Raw genomic sequence first — 24,173 nt, forward strand, 5'->3', positions numbered from 1 at the left:
TAATTCAATCATAATTACTTTTTTATTATGTCCTTAGGCTTTCATTTCCTTGCATAGAAAAAATTTTTTGTTTTTTATGGAAATATTATGACATTTCCTAGAGGTTTTTTCTTTTTTCTAGTAGAATAAATTTAGGTACATACAGATTTTTATCATTTCTGCTTATGTACAACTATTATTAGGTTGGTGTTCATCTACATGTCTAAATCACAAAAACCAATTTATGGCGGTCAGGCCGTTGTCGAAGGAGTAATGTTTGGCGGAAAACATCACTATGTTACCGCAATTCGCAGAAAGGATGATTCCGTTGATTACTTCCACGTACCGCGTAAAGCGAACCCTTATTTAACTACATTAAAAAAAATCCCTTTCATCCGCGGGATAATTGCTATTATTGAAGCAAGTGCTAACGGATCGAAGCATTTAAATTTTTCATCCGAACGGTATGATGTTGATCCAAAAGATGATGATACGCTGAAAGATAAAGAAGTATCAAAATTAACGATGTATCTCGGTGTTGCCGTTATAGGAGTCATTTCGTTTTTATTTGGGAAGTTCGCCTTTACGCTAATTCCCGTTTTCTTAGCAGAATTAACAAAACCTATCTTCCCCTCTGATTTTGCTCAAGTTTTAGTTGAAGGCTTCTTTAAGCTTTTATTGCTCCTATCTTATATTTATTTGGTTTCACTTACACCTCTAATAAAAAGAGTGTTTCAGTACCATGGGGCTGAGCATAAAGTGATCAATACCTTTGAGGATGGCGTCGAGCTGACAGTTGAAAATGTGCAAGCACATTCACGACTGCATTACCGCTGCGGCAGCAGTTTCATCTTATTTACAGTTATTGTTGGTGTTTTTATTTATTTTCTCGTTCCTACCTCCCCATTTTGGTTACGGGTGGTCGACCGTCTTCTGTTAATACCAGTTGTCTTAGGGATTGCATTTGAAGTCCTGCAAATAACAAACAAACTTAGAGATATCCCAATATTAAAATATTTAGGTCTTCCTGGATTGTGGCTTCAATTATTAACAACTAAGGAACCAGATAATAAACAAGTAGAAGTAGCGATACTATCCTTTAAAGAATTGTTAAGAATGGAGTCCAAAGTAAAAAATGAAATAGAAAATGAGGAAATTGTCTAAATCTTTGTCATTTACGTGTTTAAAAGTAAAGAAAAATGCTTAAGATGCTCATAGGGAGGTGGCTTTCTTGAAAAATCGGACATCATCTATTATTGTTGGTGGACTCATCATTCTTGCTATACTAGGTATTTTTAACTCCATTTCCTCTAATCCTATAAATTTTCTAAAAGGGGTAGCCGTTTTTGTCTTAATGAGTGTTGTCATTTACTTTGTTGTTCGAAAACTTTCAAACTCAGGCCCACAAAGCAAAGAGCAGCGGGCATTTCTTAAAGCAGCTAAAAAATCAAAAAAACGATTACAGCAAAAAAATGGAGTCTCTCAGGCGAAGAATTCTTCCCATGGAACCTTAACAACCTTAAAGAAAAACATCAAGACTAATAAGAAGCCCTCTGCTCATTTAACCGTAATTGAAGGAAAAAAGAGTAAAAAGAAAAATCGAGCGTCATTATGACGCTCGATTTTTTTGAAAATTAGGTAAAATGGGATGAATATTAATTTTCATCTTGGGCAATGAGTAGGAAAAAGATGGATTTATTTAATAACTCCAATCATTTAAAAACTTAATTGCTTTTTCTTTCCCAATAGCATACAACTCGCGTTTTTTTTCGTCCTTTATATTAAATTCTGTTGATAGTACTCCTTCTATTGGGATAAATATAATATTTTTAGCATGCTTCTTAGAAATATATCGTGAATCATGGGCATCCTTCATCGTTTCAAACAAAGCCCCAAACAATTGGATAGCGTTTTTTATGGAATGTTTTTCATGCTCATACTCATCTGTGTTTAATTGAATTCCAAGCACAGGCCGCACTTTTTTGACATTTTCTTTATCAAAAAGCCACATTGGAAAATTACTTAGGACCCCTCCATCCACGATGATGTTCGTGCCATCAATGGATCGCAATCGAACCGGTTCAAAAAAATAGGGAATACTGCAGCTCATTCTAATAGCCTTCGCAATCGAAAAAGAGCCCGGGGAAATACCGTATTTTTCTAAATCATCAGGCAGTACGATCATCCTACCATTAGAAAGATCAGAAGCAATTACCCGCAATGTTTTAGGAGGCAAATCGGAAAATGTTCTAATTCCTTTTAGGGCTAACTTTTCCTTAATCCATTTTTCAAGTTCATAGCCCTTATATAGCCCCAGCTTCCAATAGAGTAACAACCATTTGGTTATGTGAAAAGGGATAATGGATTTCCTAGGATCGAGCATCTTTGAAATGTCCAGCTCATCGAGCAATTGATAAATCTCATTACTCGAATAACCCGCGGCAATCAATGCAGCTAAAATGGACCCGGCACTTGTACCGGCAACTCTTACAAATTGAAAACCCCTGTTTTCAATTTCTTCATAGGCTCCTGCTAAAGCTAACCCTTTAATACCCCCTCCGGAAAAAACGCCGTCAATTCTCATGGCAGCCACTCCCAAGATTTAATCATTGTTACATCTTTAAGCAGCCAAATGTAAAAATAGTACGGCAGACAAGGATAAAATTTTGGGGGTAAACAAAAACTCGCCAATTTGGCGAGTTCAGAAGTTGAATAGTTTATTAACTACATTGAGATCATCGATGATCTTTCAGTAGTTGTTTTTATATGCGTTTAGCACCAATATATTTAGGCTTCCAATAAACATTATTCGTTTGTGTAATCATAACGCCTTTTGAAGATGAAGCCATTATCATTTTGCCAGCTCCGATATACATCGCGACATGTGTTGGTTGGCTTGCCTTATTCGGCGCGAAGAACATTAAGTCTCCAGGTTGTAAAGAGTTTACACGATAACCATTTGAATAATACATCTGAGCAGCAGAATGTGGTAATACCTTTCCAGCCTTACCATAGGAATATTTCACAAGTCCCGAACAATCGAAACCCTGTGGTGACATTCCACCCCATTTGTATGGAACCCCAATATTTGCTTCTGCAACAGAAATTGCTTTTTCATGATAATTATATGCTGCTTCAGCTTTAACACCCATAGTGGTAAACAAAGAAATTGTCAGGGTAGCTGCCATTGCGATAGCTGCGATGAATTTCTTAATCATTATGTTAATCCCCCTGGTGTGATTTGATACTTATACTATACAAGAGAAGGATAACATGGACATCACAGTGAGATTACAGTTTTTTTACAGATACTATTTCGAAATAATAATAAAATGAAGGTTGTAACTGATTTGTACATATCATTAAAAAATAGGCTGTGTTAAACTTGCCTGTTGATTTGCGCTCCAGGCGCTTCGCTTTCCGCGGGCGTTCCGGGGAGCCTCCTCGGCGCTTATGCGCCTGTGGGGTCTCCCCTGCCCCGTACTCCCGCAGGAGTCTCGCGCCTTCCGCTCCAATCAACATAGTTTCAAAAATCAACAATGACCTTTAACACAGCCAAAAAATAAAAAGAATGGGAAATTTCCCATTCTTTTTTTAACGAAAGTATTTAATTTTGACTTCGAGAATTGTCCAGCTTCATAAGAGTAAGCTTCGGAAGCGATGCCTCGCACGCCAAAAAACGTGAGTTTTTCGGTGTAGGAGTCATCGGCCCGAGGTCACAAGCCAATTAATTTTAATTATATAAATTGATTCTTGCTCCTGCGGCAAAGCAAAATCGGAGAAGTTAATGTTCACCTCGTCGCATGCCTACAAAGATGATTATGCAGTGGTGCTGGCATCCTGCCGGCTCGTCTTGTGCTTGTCGCCGATAGGCAGGCGCCTTACTTTTTTCTTACAAACCGCATTTTAATTGTGTACCACAGTTTGTGCATGTATTACAGCCGCCAATTTCTTTTACTTTTCCTTTGCGGCAAATTGGGCAAGTGTTGCCAACCTCAGATCCAATTGTTACATCCGTAGAATGTAGGTCACTAATGGTCCCGACAAGGACTACGTGTTGTTTTGGTTTTTCTTTAACAAAAGATGTTTCTTTTGTAGTATTTTCTTCTGCTTTTAATGTCAATACTTGCGAATCGCGTGATCCGTCAACGTATACAGTTCCACCTTTTGCACCACCGCGGTAGAGACGCTCATACACTTTTTCAACCTGCTCGACACTGTAGCCTTTTGGTGCATTGACAGTTTTACTAATAGAGCTGTCAATCCAGCGCTGAATGACACACTGAACATCAGCATGGGCTTCAGGTGCTAGCTCCATCGCTGTAACAAACCAGTTTGGCAGATTTTCTTGATCTGCTTCAGGATGCTGATCAAGATATTCCTGAACGATATCCGCTTTTACCTCAATAAATTTACCGAGACGTCCGCTGCGAAAATATGAGAAAGAGAAATAAGGCTCTAATCCAGTTGAAACTCCGACCATGGTACCAGTTGACCCCGTTGGAGCAACAGTTAGCAAATGGGAGTTTCTTATACCGTTTTCTAAGATCGACTGGCGGATCACTTCAGGCATCTTTTTCATAAAGCCAGTATTGATAAACGCTTGTCTTAAACGATTGGTTTCTTCTGGTGTTTCTGCTGTTAAAAACGGGAAGCTTCCCTTTTCATTCGCCAATTCAATTGATGTTCTATATGCAGTTGTAGCAATCGTTTCAAATACTTTATCAACAAGTAGGTTCCCTTCAGGTGAACCGTATTCTGTTTCGCAGTAGATAAGCAAGTCATGTAAGCCCATTACTCCTAGTCCGACACGACGCTCACCAAGCGCTTGCTTTTTGTTTTCTTCCAGGAAGTATGGAGTAGCATTTATGACGTTATCCTGCATACGAACTCCGACAGCTACGGTTTGCTTTAATTTTTCAAAATCCACCGATTTTGTTTTCTTATCTGCCATTTCTGCAAGGTTAACAGCAGCAAGGTTACAAACAGAAAATGGTGCAAGTGGTTGTTCCAGTTTGTTAACCTAAAGGCTTTTTATCCTTTAGTTCTAACGGTTGAGTTCCCGCTAGTTCAGCATATCTTTTCATTACAAAAATTGTAATGTTGCGGCCTCGTGGGCAGATTATATTCTCTTTCGAGTTTCACTGCCTATGCGTTGCCCCTGACTAGATTTTTACCTCTAGCCTTCGGTTCGGATTCCCAATCTCAGGGTTCCCGCTTCATTCCGCAATTTTTAACGTGAGGCAAACTAAGCCACTTTACCACACGGATTTGTTGCTACGACTTTTTGACCATATGCTTTAGCATTTGTCATGTCATTAGCGTTGTCAATGAAAAAGATTCCTGGTTCAGCAGAGTAGGTTGCGCAAATGTTGATTAAATTCCAAAGTTCTTTTGCCTGAATTTTTTTGTAGACACGAACTTTATGACCAAGTTTTTCCCATTCGCGTACATCACCAACTTTATGCCAATCCTCATTGTAAATTCGCATTTCCTCTTTATCATAGCTTTCCACATAAGGGAAACGCAGTTCGTATTCGCTATCCGATTCTACAGCTTCCATAAATTCTTTTGTTAAACATACGGAGATGTTCGCTCCAGTAAGGAATTCTGGATTATGAACAGTGTAGGTACCGCCAGTTGAAAGCTTTTCTTCTGCATCTGCAATTATGGCTTCACTGAACCCACCTAATCCAGGAATGTGTTTATAATTAACAATCCCTTGATACATCGCCATCTCCTGCATGGTTAGCGGAGTGAGATTTAATTTGTCTTTCGCATGTTTTTTAATCGTTTCATCGTTTGTATTTTCAATTAAGAATCGTAGAATTCTTGGATTTTGCATCTTTGAAATAATAAATTCGATAATATCTGGATGCCAGTCCGCCAGCATAATCATCTGCGCCCCCCTGCGGGACCCACCTTGCTCAACCAAATGCGTCAATTTCGCTATATCATCGAGCCATGAAACCGATCCAGATGATTTTCCGTTTACGCCTCTAGCCAATGTATTTCGCGGTCTTAATGTCGAACCATTCGTACCGACTCCACCACCGCGGCTCATGATTTCCATTACCTGCTTACGATGATCGGAAATTCCTTCCCTTGAATCGGGAACAAAAGGCATCACGTAACAATTAAAATAAGTAACATCTGTTCCAGCCCCTGCCCCGTAAAGAACGCGACCTGCAGGAATAAAGTTCAAATTAACAAGTTCCTGATAAAACTTTTCTGTCCATTCCACGCGCTTCTCTTGTGTTTTTTCAACGGCGGCAAGACCAGTGGCATTTCGCTTTGCAATTTGCTCATAGAAAAGCTCCAAAGGCTTTTCTATTACATCAAGTGATCGCCAAATAACTCCCGTACTGGATTCTTCCTCATCATCAAGTACTCCTCTGAATTCCTCTTCCACTAAAATCTTAGCCTTTTTACTTTCTCTATCAATATCCATAATGTAACCAAGGCCTCTTGCCGGAAACTTTGGATCTTCTTTTATTGTCAGAACAACGAAGTCACCATTCGTTAGGGTAATTTTTTCAGTGTCTTTAAAGGTGTAGCGATCCAACATAACAAGTCGTGAAACACCCTTGTGAGTTATTTTCATATCCGGGGTAACTGGGTGTACCTGGGGGAATAAGCGGATATCCTCGTTCAACCTTTCAAAGTCAATATTCAATTTTTGTCTAAATACTACAGACATGAGAACAACTCCTTAAAAATTAAAATCTTTATTCTATGTTAAATCTAAGTGGTTAATGCTGTTACAAGCTAACCTCATATAATTAAGGTATCACACTTAACAAAAAAATCAATATATAGTGCCTAAAATATTTAAGATGCCACTACATATTGTAAATGACGCAGAAAATAAAAATATTGTCAAACATAAAAGAAACTAGATTTTAGAGAAAATAAGAGCTTTTAAATGATTTTCATTATAAAACAAGAAATTTTAACAGATTTCGAGGTTTGCTTTTTTTATTCAAAAAAAAGTAAAAAAGCGGCATTTCACCGCTCATAATAATTTATCTTTTATAATTCCATTCATCATTTTCATACCGTTCTTTTGCGATTTTTTGAACATATTCAAGCTCTTCCAACGATAATTCATATGGTTCAAGTTCAATATTTAGTCCTTCTACAAAGCCTTTGTAAAATGCCTCTTTCGCTTCTTCCAGCGAGATTCTTCTTGGACTAATCGCATTGATAGCAACTGCCTTACTATTAAACGCTTTTTTCATTCGTTCCTTAACGCGCTCATTTGGATACTTGAATAAACTAAACAGCTTATCTTCATCTATATCTAATAAAATTGACCCATGCTGTAGGATCACTCCCTTTTGCCGCGTTTGTGCGCTGCCTGCTACCTTCCTGCCTTCAACGACAAGTTCATACCAGCTTGGGGCATCAAAGCAAACGGCCGAGCGTGGATTTTTTAAGGCATCGCGTTCTTCTACTGTCTTAGGAACCGCAAAATAGGCTTCAAGGCCTAGCTGTTGAAAACCTTTTAATAAGCCTTCAGAAATAACCCTATAGGCTTCGGTTACGGTTTTAGGCATTTCTGGATGGTCTTCGGAAACAATAACACTGTAGGTGAGTTCATGTTCATGAAGCACACCTCGTCCACCAGTAGGTCTTCTTACAAAACCTAATTTATTTGTTTTAACCGCTTCTAAATCAATTTCTTTTTCAACCTTTTGAAAATATCCGATTGATAATGTTGGAGGATCCCACCCATAAAAACGGATTACTGGGGGAATTTTACCATCACTATGCCAATCAAGCAATGCCTCATCCAATGCCATATTAAAGGAAGGAGAACAATTACCAGAATCAATAAATCGCCAAACTTCTTTTTTCATATAAATAACCTCATTTTAATGTTGTTTATACTGATAGTTCGAAATTAGTCTACCAAAAACTAACCCGAATTCAAAATAAGATGTTTTTGCTATAATATTTATATAGGTATAATTAAGATTTTTTGTCATTTTCTCTTTACTCTTTAAACTATTGACTTATATAATAAAAGTTAGCGCATCAAGCTTGAAAGGAGCAAAAAGAAGTTGAATTCACTTTACACCCTATTAATTATGATTGCATTAATTGCTATCTATTTCGGTTTCACTTATTTCTATCAAAAAAGAATCGTCAAAACGTTAACTGAAGAGGAGTTTCGTGCTGGCTATCGGAAGGCGCAGTTAATCGATGTTCGCGAACCAAACGAGTTCGACGCCGGTCATATTTTAGGCGCACGTAATATACCATTGTCGCAAATGAGAATGCGAATGAAAGAAATTCGATCTGATCTCCCAGTTTATTTATACTGCCAAAGTGGAGTGCGCAGCGCCCGGGCCGCCCAATTTTTATACCGCAAAGGTTATAAAGACCTGTCCCAGCTTCAAGGCGGGTTCAAAAAATGGACAGGGAAAATAAAAGCAAAGAAATAAATAAATTTTACGGCAAGATCCCGAATTGTTTCGGGATCTTTTTTGATAGACGAAATCCCTCGGATATTTCTTTTTTTCGTGAAACTAGACGCCTTCTACATTCCCGGTTTTGAGAAAAATGCATGAAATCGAGCAAGTAAAATCCTTGTTGGCAACACTTTGGGAGCTTTTATTTCTATTTTTGAATCCAATAAGCCTATTTCATAAGTAAAAAAAAGATCAGATCCAATTAATTGAATCTGACCCCTTTTAACATTAAATCTTTTGATATCTTAAAACAGGCTTACGAGCAGCAGTTGTTTCGTCCAAACGACCGACAACTGTTGTGTGAGGGGCTTCCTGGACGATTTCCGGATTTTCTTCCGCTTCCTTAGCAATTTGAATCATGATATCGCAGAAAGCATCAAGCGTTTCCTTCGATTCTGTTTCGGTTGGTTCAATCATAATGCACTCTTCCACATTTAACGGGAAGTAAATGGTAGGCGGATGGTAGCCAAAATCAAGCAGTCGTTTGGCTATATCCAACGTACGAACACCTAATTTCTTTTGGCGTCTGCCGCTTAACACGAATTCGTGCTTACAATGCTTATCGAAAGGTAGATCGTAATAGGCAGCAAGCCTTCTCATCATATAGTTTGCGTTTAATACAGCATATTCTGTTACGGCTTTTAATCCATCCGGACCCATGGAACGAATGTATGTGTATGCACGGACATTGATACCAAAGTTTCCGTAATACGGTTTAACACGGCCGATTGATTGCGGCCGGTCATATTCTAACACATATTCCTCGCCGCGTTTTGAAATAATTGGCTTCGGCAAAAATGGAATAAGATCTGCTTTAACACCCACTGGGCCGGAGCCAGGGCCGCCGCCACCATGAGGACCGGTAAAGGTTTTGTGCAAGTTTAAATGTACTACATCAAATCCCATATCTCCAGGTCTTGCTTTTGAAAGCACAGCATTGAGGTTAGCCCCATCATAATAAACCTTTCCGCCTGCTTCATGAATAATATCTCCAATTTCAAGAATATGCTCTTCGAAAAGGCCAAGTGTATTTGGATTGGTTAACATTAATGCAGCTGTATCTTCCCCAACAACCTTTCTTAAGTCGTCAAGGTCGACAAGACCATCTTCAGTTGATTTAACCGTGATGGTTTCAAACCCGGCAATTGTCGCAGAAGCAGGATTAGTACCATGAGCAGAATCCGGTACAATCACTTTTGTTCGTTTAAAGTCCCCATTTGCCTCGTGATAAGCACGGATCAACATTAATCCAGTCCATTCTCCATGAGCACCAGCCGCTGGCTGAAGGGTCACTTCATCCATTCCGGTTATTTCAATTAAATGTTGCTGCAAATCATACAAAAGCTCTAATGCCCCTTGAACAGAGCTTTCATCTTGGAGTGGATGCACATGAGCAAATCCATTAAAACGGGCAACATTTTCATTGATTTTCGGATTGTACTTCATCGTACAGGAGCCAAGCGGGTAAAATCCAGAATCAACACCATGATTTCTTCTTGAAAGAGCTGTATAATGGCGCATGATATCGAGCTCAGATACCTCTGGAAGCTCTGGCTCTTCTAAACGTAAATATCCTTCTGGAAGAAGTCCATCAAGGGCAATTTCTGGTACATCCATTTCCGGAAGGCTATAACCGATTCGTCCGGTAGTGCTAAGTTCGAAAATGAGCTTCTGATCTTGATTATGCATGCAAATCCCCCAATTCCTTCACAAAAGTATCAATTTCATCCTTTGTTCGTTGTTCTGTAACAGCAATCAACATATGGTTAGTTAACTCCGGATAGTCCCTTCCTAAGTCATAGCCACCAATAATACCCTTTTGAAGCAGTTGTTGATTGACTTCTTTTACCGGTTTATTTAATTTAATCACAAATTCATTGAAGGAATGTCCATCATAAACAACTTCTAATCCTTGTGACTTACATGCGCATTTTGCGTAATGTGCTTTTTGTAAATTAGCTGCTGCCATTTCGCGTGCACCTTTTTTTCCAAGCGCCGTCATCGCAACGGATGCTGCCAATGCATTCAAGGCTTGGTTTGAACAAATATTGGAAGTGGCCTTTTCACGGCGGATATGTTGCTCACGAGCTTGCAAAGTTAGGACAAAACCTCTACGTCCATTTTCATCAGTAGTCTGCCCGACAAGTCGGCCCGGAAGCTTACGCATTAACTTGTTCGTGACTGCAAAATAGCCGCAATGTGGGCCTCCAAAAGCAGTTGGAATACCGAAAACTTGAGCATCGCCTACGACAATGTCTGCTCCAAATTTACCTGGAGGGGTTAGTACGCCAAGTGATAATGGATTGCTCGAAACAACAAACATGGATTTTCCTGCATGAACGATTTCTTCAAGCTCCTTCATTGGCTCAATTCTGCCAAAAAAGTTTGGATATTGAACAATCACTGCCGCGGTATCCTCATTAACCAACCCTTTTAATGCAGTAATATCTGTTAATCCCTCGCTGACAGGGACTTCAATTACTTCAAGGTTCTGTCCCTTAGCATATGTCTTTAGAACGTCACGATACTCTGGATGTACAGCATGGGATACGAGGATCGTTTTCCGTTTTGTATGACCTGCACTTAGCATTGCTGCCTCAGCAAGAGCCGTACCACCGTCATACATCGAAGAGTTGGCAACATCCATTCCTGTCAATTCGCAAATCATTGTTTGGAATTCAAAAATAGCTTGCAGCTCCCCTTGAGATATTTCCGGTTGATATGGTGTATAAGCCGTATAGAATTCTGATCGGGAAATTACATGGTCCACGATCACTGGGATATAATGGTCATAAACTCCAGCACCTAAAAAAGATACATTTCTTTTTAGGTCAGCATTGCGGTTGGACATTTGAAAAAGTTCTTTCATAAGGGATGTTTCTGATTTAGCGGATTTTATGTTAAGTTCCCCTTTAAATCTAACTTTCTCCGGGATGTCGCCAAACAGCTCATCAATAGTGGTAACACCGATTGTTTCAAGCATGGCTCTCTTATCTTCTTCAGTCATTGGTAAATAACGATGGTTCATTAACCTAACTCCCTTCTGTTATTTCTTTTCTCTTTTATAAAAAGGTGTTGGAACAACTTTAGCTTTTAATTTCTTTCCGCGAATTTCTACTTCAACATCAGTATCAAGTGCTGTGAATTCAGATTTAATCAAGACGAGTCCAATATTTTTCTTTAAAGTAGGTGACTGTGTACCTGTCGTAACCTCACCAATTAGTTCCTCCCCTTTATACACAGGGTAACCATGACGAGGAATCCCGCGGTCAATCATTTCAATACCAGTCAATTTCCGTGGCAGACCTTTTTCTTTTTGCTGTTTTAAGACGTCTTTTCCAATGAAATCGGCTTCTTTATTTAACTTAACAGCAAAACCAATACCTGCTTCAAGCGGTGATATTTCAGATGATAATTCTTGACCGTAAAGGGCTAAATTTGCTTCAAAACGAAGGGTGTCACGGGCACCTAGGCCACATGGCAGAACACCTTCCTCTGATCCAGCCTCCAAAATCGCCTTCCAAAGCTCAACGGCATCGGAAGCATCACAATAAATTTCAAAGCCGTCTTCTCCTGTATATCCAGTTCTCGAGACAAGTGCTTTTTTACCGTTTACATTTACTTCTTGCTGGAATTTAAAAAAGCCAATTTCACTTAAATCTGTTCCGCTGACCAGCTTTTGCAAAACCCCTTCAGCAAGCGGACCTTGAATGGCTAATTGAGCTGTTTTTTCAGACAGGTTTTCAAGCTTTACTTCACCGTCTAAATGGGTCTCAAGCCAGTTGTAATCCTTATCAATATTCGAGGCGTTTACAACAAGAAGGTAGTGATGGTCCTCGATCTTATAGACGAGCAAATCATCGACTGTACCTCCGTTTTCATAGCACATTGCTGTATATTGCGCACCGCCATTTTGCAGTTTTGCAATATCATTCGTCATCATTTTTTGTAAATAATTCAAACTATCTAAGCCCTTAACCTCAATTTCCCCCATATGCGATACATCAAACAAACCTGCTCTAGTACGGACTGCTTCATGCTCTTCCTTAATACTAGAAAATTGAACAGGAAGCTCCCAGCCACCAAAATCAATCGTTTTTCCGCCATATTCCTTATACACATCTAATAGTGGAGTTCGTTTTAAATCCGCCATCATAATCCTCCTTTGAACTGATTTATTAAATAGAACTCTTAAAAAGAGTTTTTAACCGATAAGAAAAGCGTAAGCGCCTCGGTCAGCTCCGACAAGGATAAGACGCTTCCAAAAAGAAGGCGCTTTTTGCCTTCATTTTGGAAGTGGCTTAGACCAAAGAGGGGCTAGGCGCTCCGCCGAAAAACTCACGTTTTTCGGCGTGCGAGGTATCGCTTCCGAAGATTACTCTTATGGTGCTGGACAATTCTCGAAGTCAGAATTACTAAAATCGCACGAAAAAAGGACAGAGCCCTCCCTTTAAATGAAAGAAGGTCTCTGTCCTTGCACCTGAAAGTTTACCAAATCTGGCTTTCCCCTTTGGTGGCTATACGAAATTAGCACTCTCCAGAGCTGCGTCAAACAAGTGTTCTTTTGCCTGAGAGATTCACATTGCACTGCTTGCTCCTTCGGCGCTACTCTAAGTAGTCTCTCCCCTTGTTGTCATTCGCATTTATATAATTTTTAAAGTTAGGTAATACTAACAAATACTCTTACTAATTTTATCTTATTAAAATATTTTAAACTTTCAAAGCTATTATAATCCTACCATTAAAACAATAATTTGGGCAATAATATTTATTAGAAAGAGAGTGGAAAATGATGACGGTTTCAATCGAGTTTGATATCTCCTGGCAGGATGATCTATTTCACAGAATTGATACAGATGGGCCGTGGGGAAATTGGGAGCTGTTTAAACTAGCAATCGATATTGAAAAACATCTCGTCATCTCTGAATTCGAGGGCTTACAGGCCCCAAAACATTTGCCAAACCTAACACCCCTGCCCCATCAGCTTGAAACAGCCCAGCAGGTCATTGAAAACATGAATGGAAAAGCGATATTGGCCGATGAAGTCGGACTTGGAAAAACGATTGAGGCTGGCTTAATCCTAAAAGAATATATGATTCGTGGACTTGTAAAAAAAGTATTAATACTAGTGCCAGCCTCCTTAGTAACACAATGGGCATTTGAACTAAACAGCAAGTTTTTTATCCCTGCCGTTACCCAAAGAAAAAGTTACGTTTGGGACCAGTGCGATGTGGTGGTATCCTCGATTGATACAGCAAAACGAAGCCCGCATCGGGAAATTATTTATGAGCAAGATTACGATCTCATTATTATTGACGAAGCCCATAAACTCAAAAATAACAAAACGAAAAACTATGAATTTGTTCAAAGCTTGAAAAAGAAATTCTGCCTATTACTTACGGCAACACCTATTCAAAACAGGATAGAGGAAATTTTTAACCTTGTCTCATTGCTAAAACCCGGACATCTCGGAAATGAAACTACTTTTTATGAAAAATACAAACGCGATTCCCGCTCGCTACATGATGATGAGCACTTAAAGGAAATAGTAAACAAGGTTATGATTCGGAACCGCCGAGCAGATACCGGAATTGAGTGGACGAAAAGGCATGTAGAAACGATTCCAATTGAATTTACAACACCCGAAAGAGAGCTTTACGATGCAATTACAAATTTAAGAAGCGAAGGAGATTGGGTTCAGGCAAGCGCTTTTTCAGTCATGACCTTGCAGCGGGAAGCGTGTAGCAGCAGAGAAGCTGTTTTTTATACGTTGAAAAATATGCTTCAAAAAAGAGAAAATCCGTCCCAGGCCTTCGAAGAACAAATTCAGTATTTTATCACGAAAGTGGAAGCAATCCAGCAAAATTCAAAAGCCAATAAAGCACTTGAGTTAATTCAAAAAGTGAATGATAAAGTGATCATTTTCACAGAATATCGAGCTACTCAACTCTATCTACAATGGTTTTTAAAACAACATGGGATTTCCTCCGTCCCTTTCCGTGGTGGATTTAAACGTGGCAAGAAAGACTGGATGAGAGAACTGTTTCAAAAAAATATGCAGGTCTTAATTGCAACAGAAGCTGGTGGGGAAGGGATTAATCTCCAGTTTTGCAACCACATTATCAATTTTGACCTACCTTGGAATCCCATGCGGCTTGAACAACGAATCGGAAGAATTCATCGCCTCGGTCAAGAAAAGGATGTGATGATTTATAATTTTGCGATTAAAAATACGGTGGAAGAACATATTCTAAAGCTTTTATATGAAAAAATTGATTTATTTGAGAATGTCATTGGAGAACTAGACGATATATTAACAAAATTAGAATTTGGCAATATCGAGGACCATTTAATAGATATTTTCGGAAAGTCGGTAACGGAAGGTGAAATGCGCATTAAAATGGAAAATTTAACATCAATGATAGAATTCGCCCAAAATATAAAAGAAGGTGATTCTTGTGCAGCAGCAGGAAATTCATGATTTTCTGATTAAATACTTTCTAGCAAATGAATGTGAAGTCCTTGAAAATACACCCGGACATTTAACTGTGCAGTTAACGATTGAGCTTGATAAAGCCTTGATGAATCGTCCATTCTACTGGCATTATTTAGAGAAAACAGGCGGGATTCCTAATCCAATGCGGCTAACATTTATAACTGACAAAGAAAATGCTCCTGAAAACATTAAAGGAGAAAACATCCATTTTGGATCTCCAAGACTGCATCAAATTTTTGAATCCACGAAAAATTTGGCCAGCTATATTCGTCTATATGAGCAGCACGCTCATTCGAACCGAAGGACACCATTATTGCCCTGGCTTTGTTTAAATGTAAAAATTTCTTACCAATGTGATCGCAAGCGGGATATTTTTAAATCGATCGGTTTACAGCTTATAAATGGCCAAATGGTTGAAGAGTTTCAAGACAGGCTGCAGCGAATGCAATTGACACCAAAAATCCCGGATTACTCGTTTACATTATCACCATTAGTGATGCCTAAAAGTGGAATACGCAGAATTGAGGGCTATCTTAAATCTATGATCGAAAGCGATAATCACACCTGGGCAGATGAAGCGAGAAAAAGATGGGAAAAGGATTTACAGCTTTTAAACCATTTCTATGAAGATATTGCAGATGGAAATGAAAGCTATGAAACAGAAAAAATGGCGTTAAAGGAGCAATATGAACCTAAAATCAACATTTCGTTTATTAACGGCGGCTTGTTCTATTTGACAGAAAAAGCAATATAAAACTTTTTGATTATCCTTTTTATTCAGTAAATGTATTCCTGATAAAAAGGATAATTTTTTTAATAAAATTTTAAAAATATTGGAGGAAAATATAAAACCTTGTCGAATTAAATAAAGGACAAAATATAAAGGTGGTGTTTGCCATTGCAAGTTCGATTGAAATTTTAGCAAATCGAATTGTTACCGATGCAGCAAGAAATCAAGCGACAGATATACACATTGTTCCTCAGAAGAACGACACCCTTGTTCAGATCCGTTTAACGAACAAATTAATTCCGCGAATATCTCTCCCAAAAGAAGAATGTGACCGACTCATTTCCCATTTTAAATTTACAGCAAACATGGATATCGGGGAACGAAGACGCCCTCAAAGCGGTGCTATTTTTTGTGAAGTAGACGGAAAATTAATGGGACTCAGGCTTTCCACCCTGCCATCCAACAACCGAGAGAGCCTCGTCATTCGCCTTTTACCACAGCAAGAACAGATTCCCTTTCATCAACTATCGTTATTTCCATCAATGACTCGAAAACTACTTGCCCTTCTAAAGCATGCTCATGGATTGATTATTTTTACCGGTCCAACGGGCAGTGGAAAAACCACTACGTTATACTCCCTATTAAATGAAACTGCTCACCTCTTTCACCGCAATGTTATTACACTAGAAGATCCCATTGAAAAAAATTATGACTCCGTCCTGCAAGTACAGGTGAACGAAAAAGCAGGTGTAACGTATGCTGCTGGTTTAAAGGCCATTCTTCGCCATGATCCGGACATCATTATGGTCGGAGAAATTAGGGACGCCGAGACAGCAAAGATTGCTGTTCGAGCAGCCTTGACGGGGCATCTGGTGCTTTCCACAATGCATACAAGGGATGCGAAGGGAGCAGTCTATCGGCTTCAAGAATTTGGCGTGAACTGGCTAGAGGTGGAACAAACACTTATTGCAGTAACAGGCCAAAGATTGGTAGAGCTGACATGTCCATTTTGTGCGGACGATTGCTCACCCTATTGTTATTCCTACGGTCGATGGAAAAGAGCGAGTGTTTTTGAATTACTATCCGGAAGGAACCTACATTCCGCCATGAGAGCAGCTCGGGGTGAAAAGGCAGTTACCTCTTATCGAACGATGAAAGATGTCATTCGAAAGGGAATTGCACTCGGCTATATTAAAGAATCTGAATATGAACGACTGGTGTATAATCATGAAGCGACATAAATGGTCTGTGAAAGAACAAGCCAGCTTCTTGAAAAGAACAGGTGAATTACTTGCGAGAGGATACCCCATTTCAGAAGCAATCGAATCCATCTCGATTCACTTACCTGCATATCGTAAGGAAGAATTAAATGGCTGCTTACTTGATTTAAAAAATGGTTTATTGTTTCATGAGGTTTTAGACAATCTTGGCTTTCACCATGACTTGATCGGCTATGTATATTTTGCTGAGCAGCATGGAAGTTTTGCGGATGCCCTGCTAGAAGGCAGTAATCTTGCTTTGTTAAAGGATCGGGATTTACGAAAATTGGTAAAATTACTTCAGTACCCGATGCTGCTGATTTTAATTACCGGTATTCTGTTTATGTTTGTAAAAAATACTTTGCTTCCAAGGTTCACCATTCTATTCCACTCCATGGGTCTTAAAGAAAATTTTTTCACTAAAGTCATCTATACTTTCGACCGTTATTTTCCAATAGCGACATTTTGCGCACTTTCCCTCGTTATTTTAGGAGCAATCTACTATCTTCTTATTTTCCGGAAGATCTCCATTCTACAGCAAAGGTCTTTGCTTGTGCGTATACCCATTGCCGGGAGAATCCTCAAATTATTATTTACCCATTACTTTTCGATTCAACTTAGTTTTCTATTGTCTGGAGGAATCTCCGTGTTAGAAGCCCTGCTTTTATTTGAAAAAAACGAAAAGCAGCCCTTTTACAGTTCATTGGGGAAAGAGATCAAACAAAAACTTGTCTCTGGTGAAAAATTGGAGGACATTTTATCGGCATTTTCCTTTTTTGAAAAGGAATTTCCCATGATGGTCAAGCATGGGCAGGAAAACGGAAAATTGGAGCAGGAATTATTATTTTTTGGTCAGCACTGCGTTGCTAATATGGAAGAACTGTTGGAAAAAAGCTTAAAAACAATCCAGCCTATATTGTACCTTTGTATCGGATTTCTCGTCGTTTCCATGTATTTAGCCATTTTATTACCAATGTTCCATCTAATGGATGGGATTTAAAAACTGGAGGGTATGAAAATGAATAATGAAAAGGGGTTTACACTGTTAGAAATGATGGTTGTCATGCTAATAATATCAGTAATACTTATCATTACCATTCCAAACATCACAAAGCACAATTCTAATATCAACACTAAAGGCTGTGAAGCGTACGTAAAAATGGTTCAAGCACAGGTTCAAGCCTACCAAATGGAAAAGAAAAAGCTGCCAACTAGTTTAAAGGATCTTATTGATGAAGGTTATTTAAAGGAAGATTCAAAAGGATGTCCAAATGGAAAAACAATCATAATCGATTCTGAAGGAAACGTTGTAGTAGAAGCTGGCAATACATGATGAAAAAGAAGCAACATGGTTTTACATTAATAGAATCTTTACTGGTTCTATCTATCTTCATGATTATTACCTCAGTCACAGCTTTCTCCCTTAAACCGCATTCGTTTATAGTTGACGACAACGGCTTCCTAACCAAGCTGCAAGCGGATTTATTGTATGCCCAGCAATATGCCATTTCACATCAATGCGAGGTATCTGTGATGTTTTCGGAAGAACAATTTACCTATTCAATTTATTCTCGTTATGACCTCCTGCCATTAGTCGAGAGAAAGTATTCACCAAATATCAATGTATATGGAGGATCCCTTCCCTTGTATTTTAAATTTTTGACAGATGGAAATGTAAGTAAGTTCGGATCTTTTTATATCAAAACAAGTGCCAAGAATTATCGTGTAACATTTTTAATTGGAAAAGGAAGGTTTTATATTATTGAGGAAAAATAAAGGTTTTTTACTGCTTGAATTACTTTTGTCATTGTCTGCATGGTTTATGCTCTGCCTATTTTTCATTCCATTGCTGATTGATTTAAAGATTCAATCACAACAATTAGAGGTTCATAAAAAGGCAGAACAGCTTTTGTATGAGGAGCTTCAGGCAAGCATCGTTGACGGGCAGAAATATCTAAATTACTCCGTTTCCCATCAAGGGATTGAATATAGAATTGAATGGAGAGATCTCTCCTTATCTGGGCAAAAGGAGGTATGTGTGAAAGTTGAAAAACACTCTTTTATTTCAAAAACAGAAATGTGCGCTACACCTGAATGAAAAAGCTTTTACACTCATTGAATCATTGCTTGCCTTATCAATATTTACAATAATCGCTTTTTTCATGACCCCAATCTTTCAAGTTATGCTTAAAAACATTGATCCACCTTCGCGTATACAGGAATTGGAATGGGAAGTCTTTTGCAGCCAAATAAAAAAAGAAATTCGGTTGAGCAGCCACGCTGAGGTTGTGGCAGGCAGATTATATTTAACTGAGGACAACGACACCATTATATTTGAAAAGTATGGGAGTAATATAAGACGGCGTGTGAATTCCACAGGTCATGAAATTACTTTACAAAATGTTGCTGACTTAACGTTTATTCTTGTAAACAATGCTGTAAAAATTTATGTTAAAGACATTTGGGGTAAAGAATACGTCCTCACAGCCTTATCTCTTTTCAATTGGAATATAGACCAATGAGAAAAAATAAAAATGGCTTTACCTATCCTTTGACATTGATGGTATTACTGCTCTTTCTAACTTTTTTCACTGTTAAGGCTGAAAAGCTATTGGGCGAAAGAAGGTTAACTCGCGAAACCACCATTATTTTACAAGAGGAATATTATATACATACATCTGTAACTAAAATAGTGAAGATGTATCAATTAGGTACTCCCATTCCAGCAAAGGGAATCATGATGTATGCAAAAGGAACCATGGAATACCAATCTGAAAAGCCAAATGAAACTGTTCAAAAAATAAATTTCACTCTCCGCTTATTTTCAGGAGAAACGTTTTTGGGAATAGGGTATTTTGATGTCAGTTCAAAAAGAATAGTTAAGTGGGTTGAAAAGAAATGATTCCAACGGTTTGAAAAGAATCATTTTGGCTATACTTTTAGTGCAGGTTTAAAAGGCAGGTGTGTCCATGAAAACGAATGACTATGTAAAATATATGACTCAAACCATCGTTCAATATGTTGACCAACCAAAAGAGGAAAGAAAAAGACTTCGAACGGAGCGAAAGCAAGCACAGGGTTCCCTTTGGTATCGATGGTTCGGAATCCTACCATATGTCGTTTATACTGAAATAAAAAAAAGGAAGAAAATGTAACGAAGCAGATTATACTGCTTCTTTTTTTCTTTGAAATGGCTGTGTTAAAGGTCATTGTTGGTTTTTGTAACTATGTTGATTGGAGCGGAAGGCGCGAGATCCTCGAAAATGCTATCGCATTTCCTTCGTGCGGTGTTAATTCAAGGATGCTGATTCAACGTCCTGCGAGAATACGGGGCAGTGGAGAGACCCCACAGGCGCTTAAGCGCCTAGAGCGCAAATCAACAGGCAAGTTTAACACAGCCTTTGAAATAAAACCTTAAACACCATAAAAACTAATTAAAAGCTGTAAAATAGAAACAACCTATCCAAAAAATAGCGGTTGACATTTTAATTATGAAGCATTTTTAAGTAAAATTTATACGATACAACTAAAACACAGCAGCAAAATGTGAACATTTTCTAAACATATAGTGTTAATATTGTTAACCTCATTCCCAGCGTAATACACCTGTATTATAATGGAATAAATTATGGGGGTTCGAGGTGAACATAGATGGAACAAACATTAAAAATTACAAACGTTTTGTCAGATCCAACACGATATTATATTTATCAATATATAACAAAACGTCATCAAGAGGTTACGGTTCAAGAGGTTGCAGAAAATTTCAACATTCATCCAAATGTTGCCAGACTGCATTTATCCAAGCTTGAGGATGTTAACATGTTGATATCAGAAACAAAAAAAACCGGTAAAGGTGGAAGACCAAGCAGATTGTATCGCTTATCTGACGATGTTATTCAGCTTCATTTTCCATTCCGTGACTACATGCTTCTATCAAAGGTTGCCATTCAAACAATGCTTACCCTTGGTGAAGCAGGGAAACAGGCATTATTTTTAACTGGCAAACGGTTTGGTACAGAAATTATTGAACAAGAAATGGCGAAAAACTCACTTGCTAATGAATTATCATTTGATCAAAAGCTAAATATTTTAAAAAGCGCTGCAACACTTGCCGGGTTTTATCCGGAATTTGAAGCAAATGGTGATCAAACTAAAATTTATTTCAAAATTTTTAATTGTCCATTTAAAGAAGTTGCGGAGGAACATGACACAGTTTGCAGTATGCATCATGAATTTCTTAAAGGGATGTTTGAGGCATTATTTGATTCTGTTGAGCTAGTTGAAAAGGAAAATATGTTTTCCGGCTGTGCTACGTGTTCGTATCAAGCACTTGTTACAAACTAATACAAAAACCATTATTTACAATTCCCTCCCTTTTACTTTATAATTATGTAATGATGGTATCGTTTGGTAAAAGGAGGGGTACATATGGATCGTATGTTCAGAGTTTTGGGTTTCTGGACAGGTATTTTTACCGTTATGTTCTATCTTGGTGATATGAATAAAACGGCAATGCTTTTCTTAGCCCAAACTGGATTCTTTGTTCTACTTAGTTATCTTAAACTATCCGAGCGTATGTATATGTATGTTTTCGGGGCCTATTTAACCGTTTTTTTCGCAGGTTTTACTTATTGGACTACTTTTATGATGCCTCTTGGCGGAGGACAATAAGAAAAGCGCCGGTATTTGATACCGGCGTTTTCTTATTATTAGGCTGTGTTAAACTTGCCTGTTGATTTGCGCTCCAGGCGCTTCGCTTTCCGCGGGCGTTCCGGGGAGCCTCCTCGGCGCTTATGCGCCTGTGGGGTCTCCCCTGCCCCGTACTCCCGCAGGAGTCTCGCGCCTTCCGCTCCAATCAACATAGTTTCAAAAATCAACATTCACCTTTAACACAGCCTATTATTAAAACAAATCACTCCAATTTAATGGAAGACCTTTTTGCTGGATAATGACATGAAAATAGGAGCTAATTCCAGAAGGCATGATTAAACTTCTTATGGCCCTATTTCTTTTACTTACCTCAGAAAAAGGGTTGGGGTCATTATGACTTGTTAACTCCTGCAGGATTCCAGCGTTTAATAAAAATTCGTCTTGTCTTAATTTAGATAAATACTTTAATTCTACTTGTTCTCCTTTTTCAATAAAATCATCAAGATGGATATGTGAAGTAATGTCCATTTCCCCAGGGAACTGCAGAACGTCATCCATCAGTTTATGTTGATAATATCCCCTTAAGCTCCCCCTCGCCCTTGAAGGCTCCATCCATTCCTCATTTGTATAACCATAATCAACGGTTACAACAATTCCTTTTTTCAGCACGCTAGAAATGTTCAGAATCAACTTTGACATTGCTAGAGGAACCTCAATTCGCTGTTGATCTTGTAAATGGAGTTTATTTTCCTGTAAAAATGAAAGCAACTCCGGATTTGTTAAGGGAACCCTATCCTCATACAAATGGTCATTTTCAATTCCAACCATCATTTCATACATTTCGCCGTTTTTCTTCTCAACGACATGGACAGGGAGCGCGTCAAAAAGTTCGTTTGAAAAAATCATCCCTTCAAAACTGCTTAATTCATCGAGCCGTTCCAGTTGAATAAATGAAAAATCCGGCTTAAGTAAATCATTTTGTAATTTTCGATGAAAAGGGCTACTTTCTACAATCCAATATTGCAAAGGAGTTTGAATCGTATTATGCCATTCCTCCAAAAAAGCCCTTGCAAATCGGCCATTACCAGCCCCCATTTCACAAAAGGCTGCAGGTAAGTTGGTTTTAATACAAACCTGTGAAAACCATTTCGCCATCAACCTGCCAAAAATATCTGATATATTACTCGTGGTGATAAAATCCCCCTGACGACCAATTTTGTTTTTTTCATTCATGTAATAGCCAAGTTCAGGGTGGTAAAGGGCTGCCTCCATAAATTCTGCATACGTTATTAACTTTGTTGGTGAGCTGTTTATCAAACTTTTTAAATAGGTGATCATTGTAACTCCTTTTATTTACACTGTTGATATCGTGAAACTCAAATTATCATGTTATTATTGCAGTTTAACCTATATCCACTTCCATTAAATGAGTTGGTATCCCCTAGAAAAAGCCCTTCTCTTCGGTGAGAAGGGCTTTATTAAAGCCAAAGAACTGGCTTAAAATCCGTTTAAATAGGGATTATGATCCATTTCTTCACCAATCGTTGTAACTGGACCATGCCCAGACAAAACTAAAGTTTCTTCAGGTAAAAATAAAAGCTTTTCGTGAATGCTTTTTAGCAATTGTGATTGGTTCCCTCCTGGGAGATCTGTACGCCCGATACTGCTTTTAAATAATGCATCACCAGATACCACGAATCCTTCTTTTTCAAAATAGAAAGATACACTTCCTGGAGAATGCCCAGGTGTCTCATAGACAAAAAACTCAAAATCACCTAGTTTGAAGGCTTCTTCCCTCTTTAAAATATAATCAGCAGGCTTTACTCTTAACGGTTCTTGCATCTTAAAAAATTTTGAACCATTTAATTGTGGGTTACCTAGCCACTCTTCTTCCTCTTCGTGAAGATAAACAGGGATTTGATAAAAATCTCTAACCTCATCGACTGCACCAATATGATCAAAATGGGCATGAGTCAACAAAATGGCAGTCGGCTTTAAATTTCTTTTGGTCAGCCAATTAATCAGCTTCTTCCCTTCGCTTCCTGGATCAAATATTAAACAATCTCCATTTTCCTTTTCTATAATATAACAATTTGTTTGAAAAACCCCTAACGGGACTTGCGACCACTTCATCCGTTTAACCTCCAATGAAACAGAATACAATAGTTTTATTTTATACTATATAGTAGGGATATTGCTAATTGTTAGAACATTGATCACTTTTACCCTCGACAAAAAGGGAAAAAAATTATAAAATAGGAAACGAATGTATATAATATTGTTACATAATTTTTTGAATGTTAAGCTTTGCCTGTTTTTTATTTTAAAAAGGGGGATTCGCTCATGGGATTAGTAATCATTTTTACTTTAGTTACCATTCTTGCTGCTATTGGTGGATTTAATGCGCTAAAAAATAAAAATTTCTTAGGTGCATTTTGGGGTGTTGCTTCTTTCTTAGTATTTGGCTGGTTTACCCTTATGACAGTACTACACAACGGAATTCCTACTGGAACACATTAAAAATAAATAATTTAAAAGACTGCCTGATGGCAGTCTTTTTTTTAATTGGCTGTGTTAAA

24 protein-coding genes, 2 pseudogenes and 1 riboswitch are annotated in these 24,173 nt (G+C 38.3%); of the genes and pseudogenes, 16 read left to right on the forward strand and 10 right to left on the reverse strand.

What is annotated here, in order from left to right:
- Positions 1 to 198 precede the first annotated feature (198 nt).
- On the forward strand, positions 199 to 1,143 hold the full coding sequence (locus BN1082_RS20035) for a DUF1385 domain-containing protein (RefSeq protein WP_090637445.1): 945 nt from the start codon (positions 199 to 201) through the stop codon (positions 1,141 to 1,143).
- Between the two features lie 58 nt (positions 1,144 to 1,201).
- Positions 1,202 to 1,594 carry an SA1362 family protein gene (locus tag BN1082_RS20040; protein ID WP_281177038.1) on the forward strand — a complete coding sequence of 131 codons (393 nt, stop codon included), beginning with the start codon at positions 1,202 to 1,204 and terminating at the stop codon, positions 1,592 to 1,594.
- A gap of 84 nt (positions 1,595 to 1,678) precedes the next feature.
- On the opposite strand, the gene BN1082_RS20045 is transcribed toward BN1082_RS20040, so the two are convergent.
- From BN1082_RS20045 to BN1082_RS20065, 5 genes and pseudogenes are all read right to left on the reverse strand, one after another.
- Positions 1,679 to 2,563 carry a patatin-like phospholipase family protein gene (locus tag BN1082_RS20045; RefSeq protein WP_090637449.1) on the reverse strand — a complete coding sequence of 295 codons (885 nt, stop codon included), beginning with the start codon at positions 2,561 to 2,563 and terminating at the stop codon, positions 1,679 to 1,681.
- Between the two features lie 178 nt (positions 2,564 to 2,741).
- Positions 2,742 to 3,197: a C40 family peptidase gene (locus BN1082_RS20050; protein WP_245640493.1), complete on the reverse strand. Its 456-nt coding sequence runs from the start codon at positions 3,195 to 3,197 to the stop codon at positions 2,742 to 2,744.
- Positions 3,198 to 3,871: 674 nt separating this feature from the next.
- Positions 3,872 to 4,990: pseudogene (locus BN1082_RS20055) on the reverse strand (vitamin B12-dependent ribonucleotide reductase); the annotation flags it as partial.
- Between the two features lie 249 nt (positions 4,991 to 5,239).
- Positions 5,240 to 6,679, reverse strand: a pseudogene (locus BN1082_RS20060) (vitamin B12-dependent ribonucleotide reductase); the annotation flags it as partial.
- Positions 6,680 to 7,004: 325 nt separating this feature from the next.
- On the reverse strand, positions 7,005 to 7,841 hold the full coding sequence (locus tag BN1082_RS20065) for a lipoate--protein ligase family protein (protein WP_090637456.1): 837 nt from the start codon (positions 7,839 to 7,841) through the stop codon (positions 7,005 to 7,007).
- A gap of 231 nt (positions 7,842 to 8,072) precedes the next feature.
- On the opposite strand from BN1082_RS20065, the gene BN1082_RS20070 reads away from it, so the two are divergent.
- Positions 8,073 to 8,429 (forward strand): rhodanese-like domain-containing protein, encoded by a 357-nt coding sequence (locus tag BN1082_RS20070; protein WP_176699890.1) that lies wholly within the window; start codon positions 8,073 to 8,075, stop codon positions 8,427 to 8,429.
- 255 nt (positions 8,430 to 8,684) lie between these two features.
- On the opposite strand, the gene gcvPB is transcribed toward BN1082_RS20070, so the two are convergent.
- Genes gcvPB through gcvT form a run of 3 tightly spaced genes read right to left on the reverse strand, consistent with a single transcriptional unit; the run spans position 8,685 to position 12,609 of the window.
- Positions 8,685 to 10,145: an aminomethyl-transferring glycine dehydrogenase subunit GcvPB gene (gene gcvPB, locus BN1082_RS20075; RefSeq protein ID WP_090637461.1), complete on the reverse strand. Its 1,461-nt coding sequence runs from the start codon at positions 10,143 to 10,145 to the stop codon at positions 8,685 to 8,687.
- The gene (gene gcvPA / locus BN1082_RS20080) at positions 10,138 to 11,484 is read right to left on the reverse strand and encodes an aminomethyl-transferring glycine dehydrogenase subunit GcvPA (protein ID WP_090637464.1); all 1,347 of its coding nucleotides are present in this window, start codon (positions 11,482 to 11,484) and stop codon (positions 10,138 to 10,140) included. Before gcvPA ends, gcvPB begins: the two co-directional genes overlap by 8 nt.
- 18 nt (positions 11,485 to 11,502) lie before the next feature.
- On the reverse strand, positions 11,503 to 12,609 hold the full coding sequence (gcvT, locus tag BN1082_RS20085) for a glycine cleavage system aminomethyltransferase GcvT (protein WP_090637466.1): 1,107 nt from the start codon (positions 12,607 to 12,609) through the stop codon (positions 11,503 to 11,505).
- A 393-nt stretch (positions 12,610 to 13,002) separates the two neighbouring features.
- A riboswitch (glycine riboswitch) is annotated at positions 13,003 to 13,093 on the reverse strand.
- Positions 13,094 to 13,248: 155 nt separating this feature from the next.
- Here gcvT and BN1082_RS20090 point away from each other — a divergent pair.
- The 12 genes from BN1082_RS20090 to BN1082_RS20145 all read left to right on the forward strand — a co-directional run bounded on the left by BN1082_RS20090 (position 13,249) and on the right by BN1082_RS20145 (position 21,615).
- Entirely contained in the window at positions 13,249 to 14,937 is a 1,689-nt protein-coding gene (locus tag BN1082_RS20090; RefSeq protein ID WP_090638454.1) for a DEAD/DEAH box helicase, read from the forward strand.
- Complete coding sequence (locus BN1082_RS20095) at positions 14,915 to 15,706, forward strand: YqhG family protein (protein ID WP_090637468.1); 792 nt, start codon at positions 14,915 to 14,917, stop codon at positions 15,704 to 15,706. Before BN1082_RS20090 ends, BN1082_RS20095 begins: the two co-directional genes overlap by 23 nt.
- A 131-nt stretch (positions 15,707 to 15,837) precedes the next feature.
- Positions 15,838 to 16,923, forward strand: coding sequence for a competence type IV pilus ATPase ComGA (comGA, locus tag BN1082_RS20100; RefSeq protein ID WP_090637470.1), 1,086 nt, complete (start codon positions 15,838 to 15,840; stop codon positions 16,921 to 16,923).
- Entirely contained in the window at positions 16,910 to 17,941 is a 1,032-nt protein-coding gene (gene comGB, locus BN1082_RS20105; protein ID WP_090637472.1) for a competence type IV pilus assembly protein ComGB, read from the forward strand. The genes comGA and comGB overlap by 14 nt, the downstream gene beginning before the upstream one ends.
- A gap of 18 nt (positions 17,942 to 17,959) precedes the next feature.
- Entirely contained in the window at positions 17,960 to 18,274 is a 315-nt protein-coding gene (gene comGC, locus BN1082_RS20110) for a competence type IV pilus major pilin ComGC (protein WP_090637474.1), read from the forward strand.
- Positions 18,271 to 18,717 (forward strand): competence type IV pilus minor pilin ComGD, encoded by a 447-nt coding sequence (gene comGD, locus BN1082_RS20115; protein ID WP_245640494.1) that lies wholly within the window; start codon positions 18,271 to 18,273, stop codon positions 18,715 to 18,717. The genes comGC and comGD overlap by 4 nt, the downstream gene beginning before the upstream one ends.
- On the forward strand, positions 18,704 to 19,039 hold the full coding sequence (locus BN1082_RS20120; RefSeq protein WP_090637476.1) for a hypothetical protein: 336 nt from the start codon (positions 18,704 to 18,706) through the stop codon (positions 19,037 to 19,039). Before comGD ends, BN1082_RS20120 begins: the two co-directional genes overlap by 14 nt.
- Positions 18,987 to 19,463 carry a competence type IV pilus minor pilin ComGF gene (gene comGF / locus BN1082_RS20125; protein WP_245640495.1) on the forward strand — a complete coding sequence of 159 codons (477 nt, stop codon included), beginning with the start codon at positions 18,987 to 18,989 and terminating at the stop codon, positions 19,461 to 19,463. Before BN1082_RS20120 ends, comGF begins: the two co-directional genes overlap by 53 nt.
- Positions 19,460 to 19,843, forward strand: coding sequence for a competence type IV pilus minor pilin ComGG (gene comGG, locus BN1082_RS20130; RefSeq protein WP_090637479.1), 384 nt, complete (start codon positions 19,460 to 19,462; stop codon positions 19,841 to 19,843). The genes comGF and comGG overlap by 4 nt, the downstream gene beginning before the upstream one ends.
- Before the next feature lie 67 nt (positions 19,844 to 19,910).
- On the forward strand, positions 19,911 to 20,096 hold the full coding sequence (locus BN1082_RS20135) for a YqzE family protein (protein WP_090637481.1): 186 nt from the start codon (positions 19,911 to 19,913) through the stop codon (positions 20,094 to 20,096).
- Between the two features lie 496 nt (positions 20,097 to 20,592).
- On the forward strand, positions 20,593 to 21,288 hold the full coding sequence (locus BN1082_RS20140; protein ID WP_090637483.1) for a helix-turn-helix transcriptional regulator: 696 nt from the start codon (positions 20,593 to 20,595) through the stop codon (positions 21,286 to 21,288).
- 84 nt (positions 21,289 to 21,372) lie between these two features.
- Positions 21,373 to 21,615: a DUF2626 domain-containing protein gene (locus BN1082_RS20145; RefSeq protein WP_090637485.1), complete on the forward strand. Its 243-nt coding sequence runs from the start codon at positions 21,373 to 21,375 to the stop codon at positions 21,613 to 21,615.
- Between the two features lie 231 nt (positions 21,616 to 21,846).
- Here the strand turns inward: BN1082_RS20145 and BN1082_RS20155 are convergent, their stop codons facing one another.
- Positions 21,847 to 22,932, reverse strand: a complete 1,086-nt coding sequence (locus tag BN1082_RS20155) for a class I SAM-dependent methyltransferase (RefSeq protein WP_090637487.1) — start codon at positions 22,930 to 22,932, stop codon at positions 21,847 to 21,849.
- Between the two features lie 159 nt (positions 22,933 to 23,091).
- Entirely contained in the window at positions 23,092 to 23,727 is a 636-nt protein-coding gene (locus tag BN1082_RS20160; protein ID WP_090637489.1) for an MBL fold metallo-hydrolase, read from the reverse strand.
- Between the two features lie 210 nt (positions 23,728 to 23,937).
- Here BN1082_RS20160 and BN1082_RS20165 point away from each other — a divergent pair, with 210 nt between their 5' ends.
- Positions 23,938 to 24,114: a DUF2759 domain-containing protein gene (locus BN1082_RS20165; protein WP_090637492.1), complete on the forward strand. Its 177-nt coding sequence runs from the start codon at positions 23,938 to 23,940 to the stop codon at positions 24,112 to 24,114.
- Positions 24,115 to 24,173: the final 59 nt, after the last annotated feature.

The sequence above is a fragment of the Neobacillus massiliamazoniensis genome, assembly GCF_001048695.1.
GTDB classification, from domain to species: domain Bacteria; phylum Bacillota; class Bacilli; order Bacillales; family Cytobacillaceae; genus Neobacillus; species Neobacillus massiliamazoniensis.

Bases quoted from the DNA above. Each gene is read 5' to 3' on its own strand.
- BN1082_RS20035 (WP_090637445.1), top strand. From the start codon at position 199: ATGTCTAAATCACAAAAACCAATTTATGGCGGTCAGGCCGTTGTCGAA.
- BN1082_RS20045 (WP_090637449.1), bottom strand. From the start codon at position 2,563: ATGAGAATTGACGGCGTTTTTTCCGGAGGGGGTATTAAAGGGTTAGCT.
- BN1082_RS20050 (WP_245640493.1), bottom strand. From the start codon at position 3,197: ATGATTAAGAAATTCATCGCAGCTATCGCAATGGCAGCTACCCTGACA.
- BN1082_RS20065 (WP_090637456.1), bottom strand. From the start codon at position 7,841: ATGAAAAAAGAAGTTTGGCGATTTATTGATTCTGGTAATTGTTCTCCT.
- BN1082_RS20070 (WP_176699890.1), top strand. From the start codon at position 8,073: ATGATTGCATTAATTGCTATCTATTTCGGTTTCACTTATTTCTATCAA.
- gcvPB (WP_090637461.1), bottom strand. From the start codon at position 10,145: ATGCATAATCAAGATCAGAAGCTCATTTTCGAACTTAGCACTACCGGA.
- gcvPA (WP_090637464.1), bottom strand. From the start codon at position 11,484: ATGAACCATCGTTATTTACCAATGACTGAAGAAGATAAGAGAGCCATG.
- gcvT (WP_090637466.1), bottom strand. From the start codon at position 12,609: ATGGCGGATTTAAAACGAACTCCACTATTAGATGTGTATAAGGAATAT.
- BN1082_RS20090 (WP_090638454.1), top strand. From the start codon at position 13,249: ATGACGGTTTCAATCGAGTTTGATATCTCCTGGCAGGATGATCTATTT.
- comGB (WP_090637472.1), top strand. From the start codon at position 16,910: ATGAAGCGACATAAATGGTCTGTGAAAGAACAAGCCAGCTTCTTGAAA.
- comGC (WP_090637474.1), top strand. From the start codon at position 17,960: ATGAATAATGAAAAGGGGTTTACACTGTTAGAAATGATGGTTGTCATG.
- comGD (WP_245640494.1), top strand. From the start codon at position 18,271: ATGATGAAAAAGAAGCAACATGGTTTTACATTAATAGAATCTTTACTG.
- comGG (WP_090637479.1), top strand. From the start codon at position 19,460: ATGAGAAAAAATAAAAATGGCTTTACCTATCCTTTGACATTGATGGTA.
- BN1082_RS20135 (WP_090637481.1), top strand. From the start codon at position 19,911: ATGAAAACGAATGACTATGTAAAATATATGACTCAAACCATCGTTCAA.
- BN1082_RS20140 (WP_090637483.1), top strand. From the start codon at position 20,593: ATGGAACAAACATTAAAAATTACAAACGTTTTGTCAGATCCAACACGA.
- BN1082_RS20145 (WP_090637485.1), top strand. From the start codon at position 21,373: ATGGATCGTATGTTCAGAGTTTTGGGTTTCTGGACAGGTATTTTTACC.
- BN1082_RS20155 (WP_090637487.1), bottom strand. From the start codon at position 22,932: ATGATCACCTATTTAAAAAGTTTGATAAACAGCTCACCAACAAAGTTA.
- BN1082_RS20160 (WP_090637489.1), bottom strand. From the start codon at position 23,727: ATGAAGTGGTCGCAAGTCCCGTTAGGGGTTTTTCAAACAAATTGTTAT.
- BN1082_RS20165 (WP_090637492.1), top strand. From the start codon at position 23,938: ATGGGATTAGTAATCATTTTTACTTTAGTTACCATTCTTGCTGCTATT.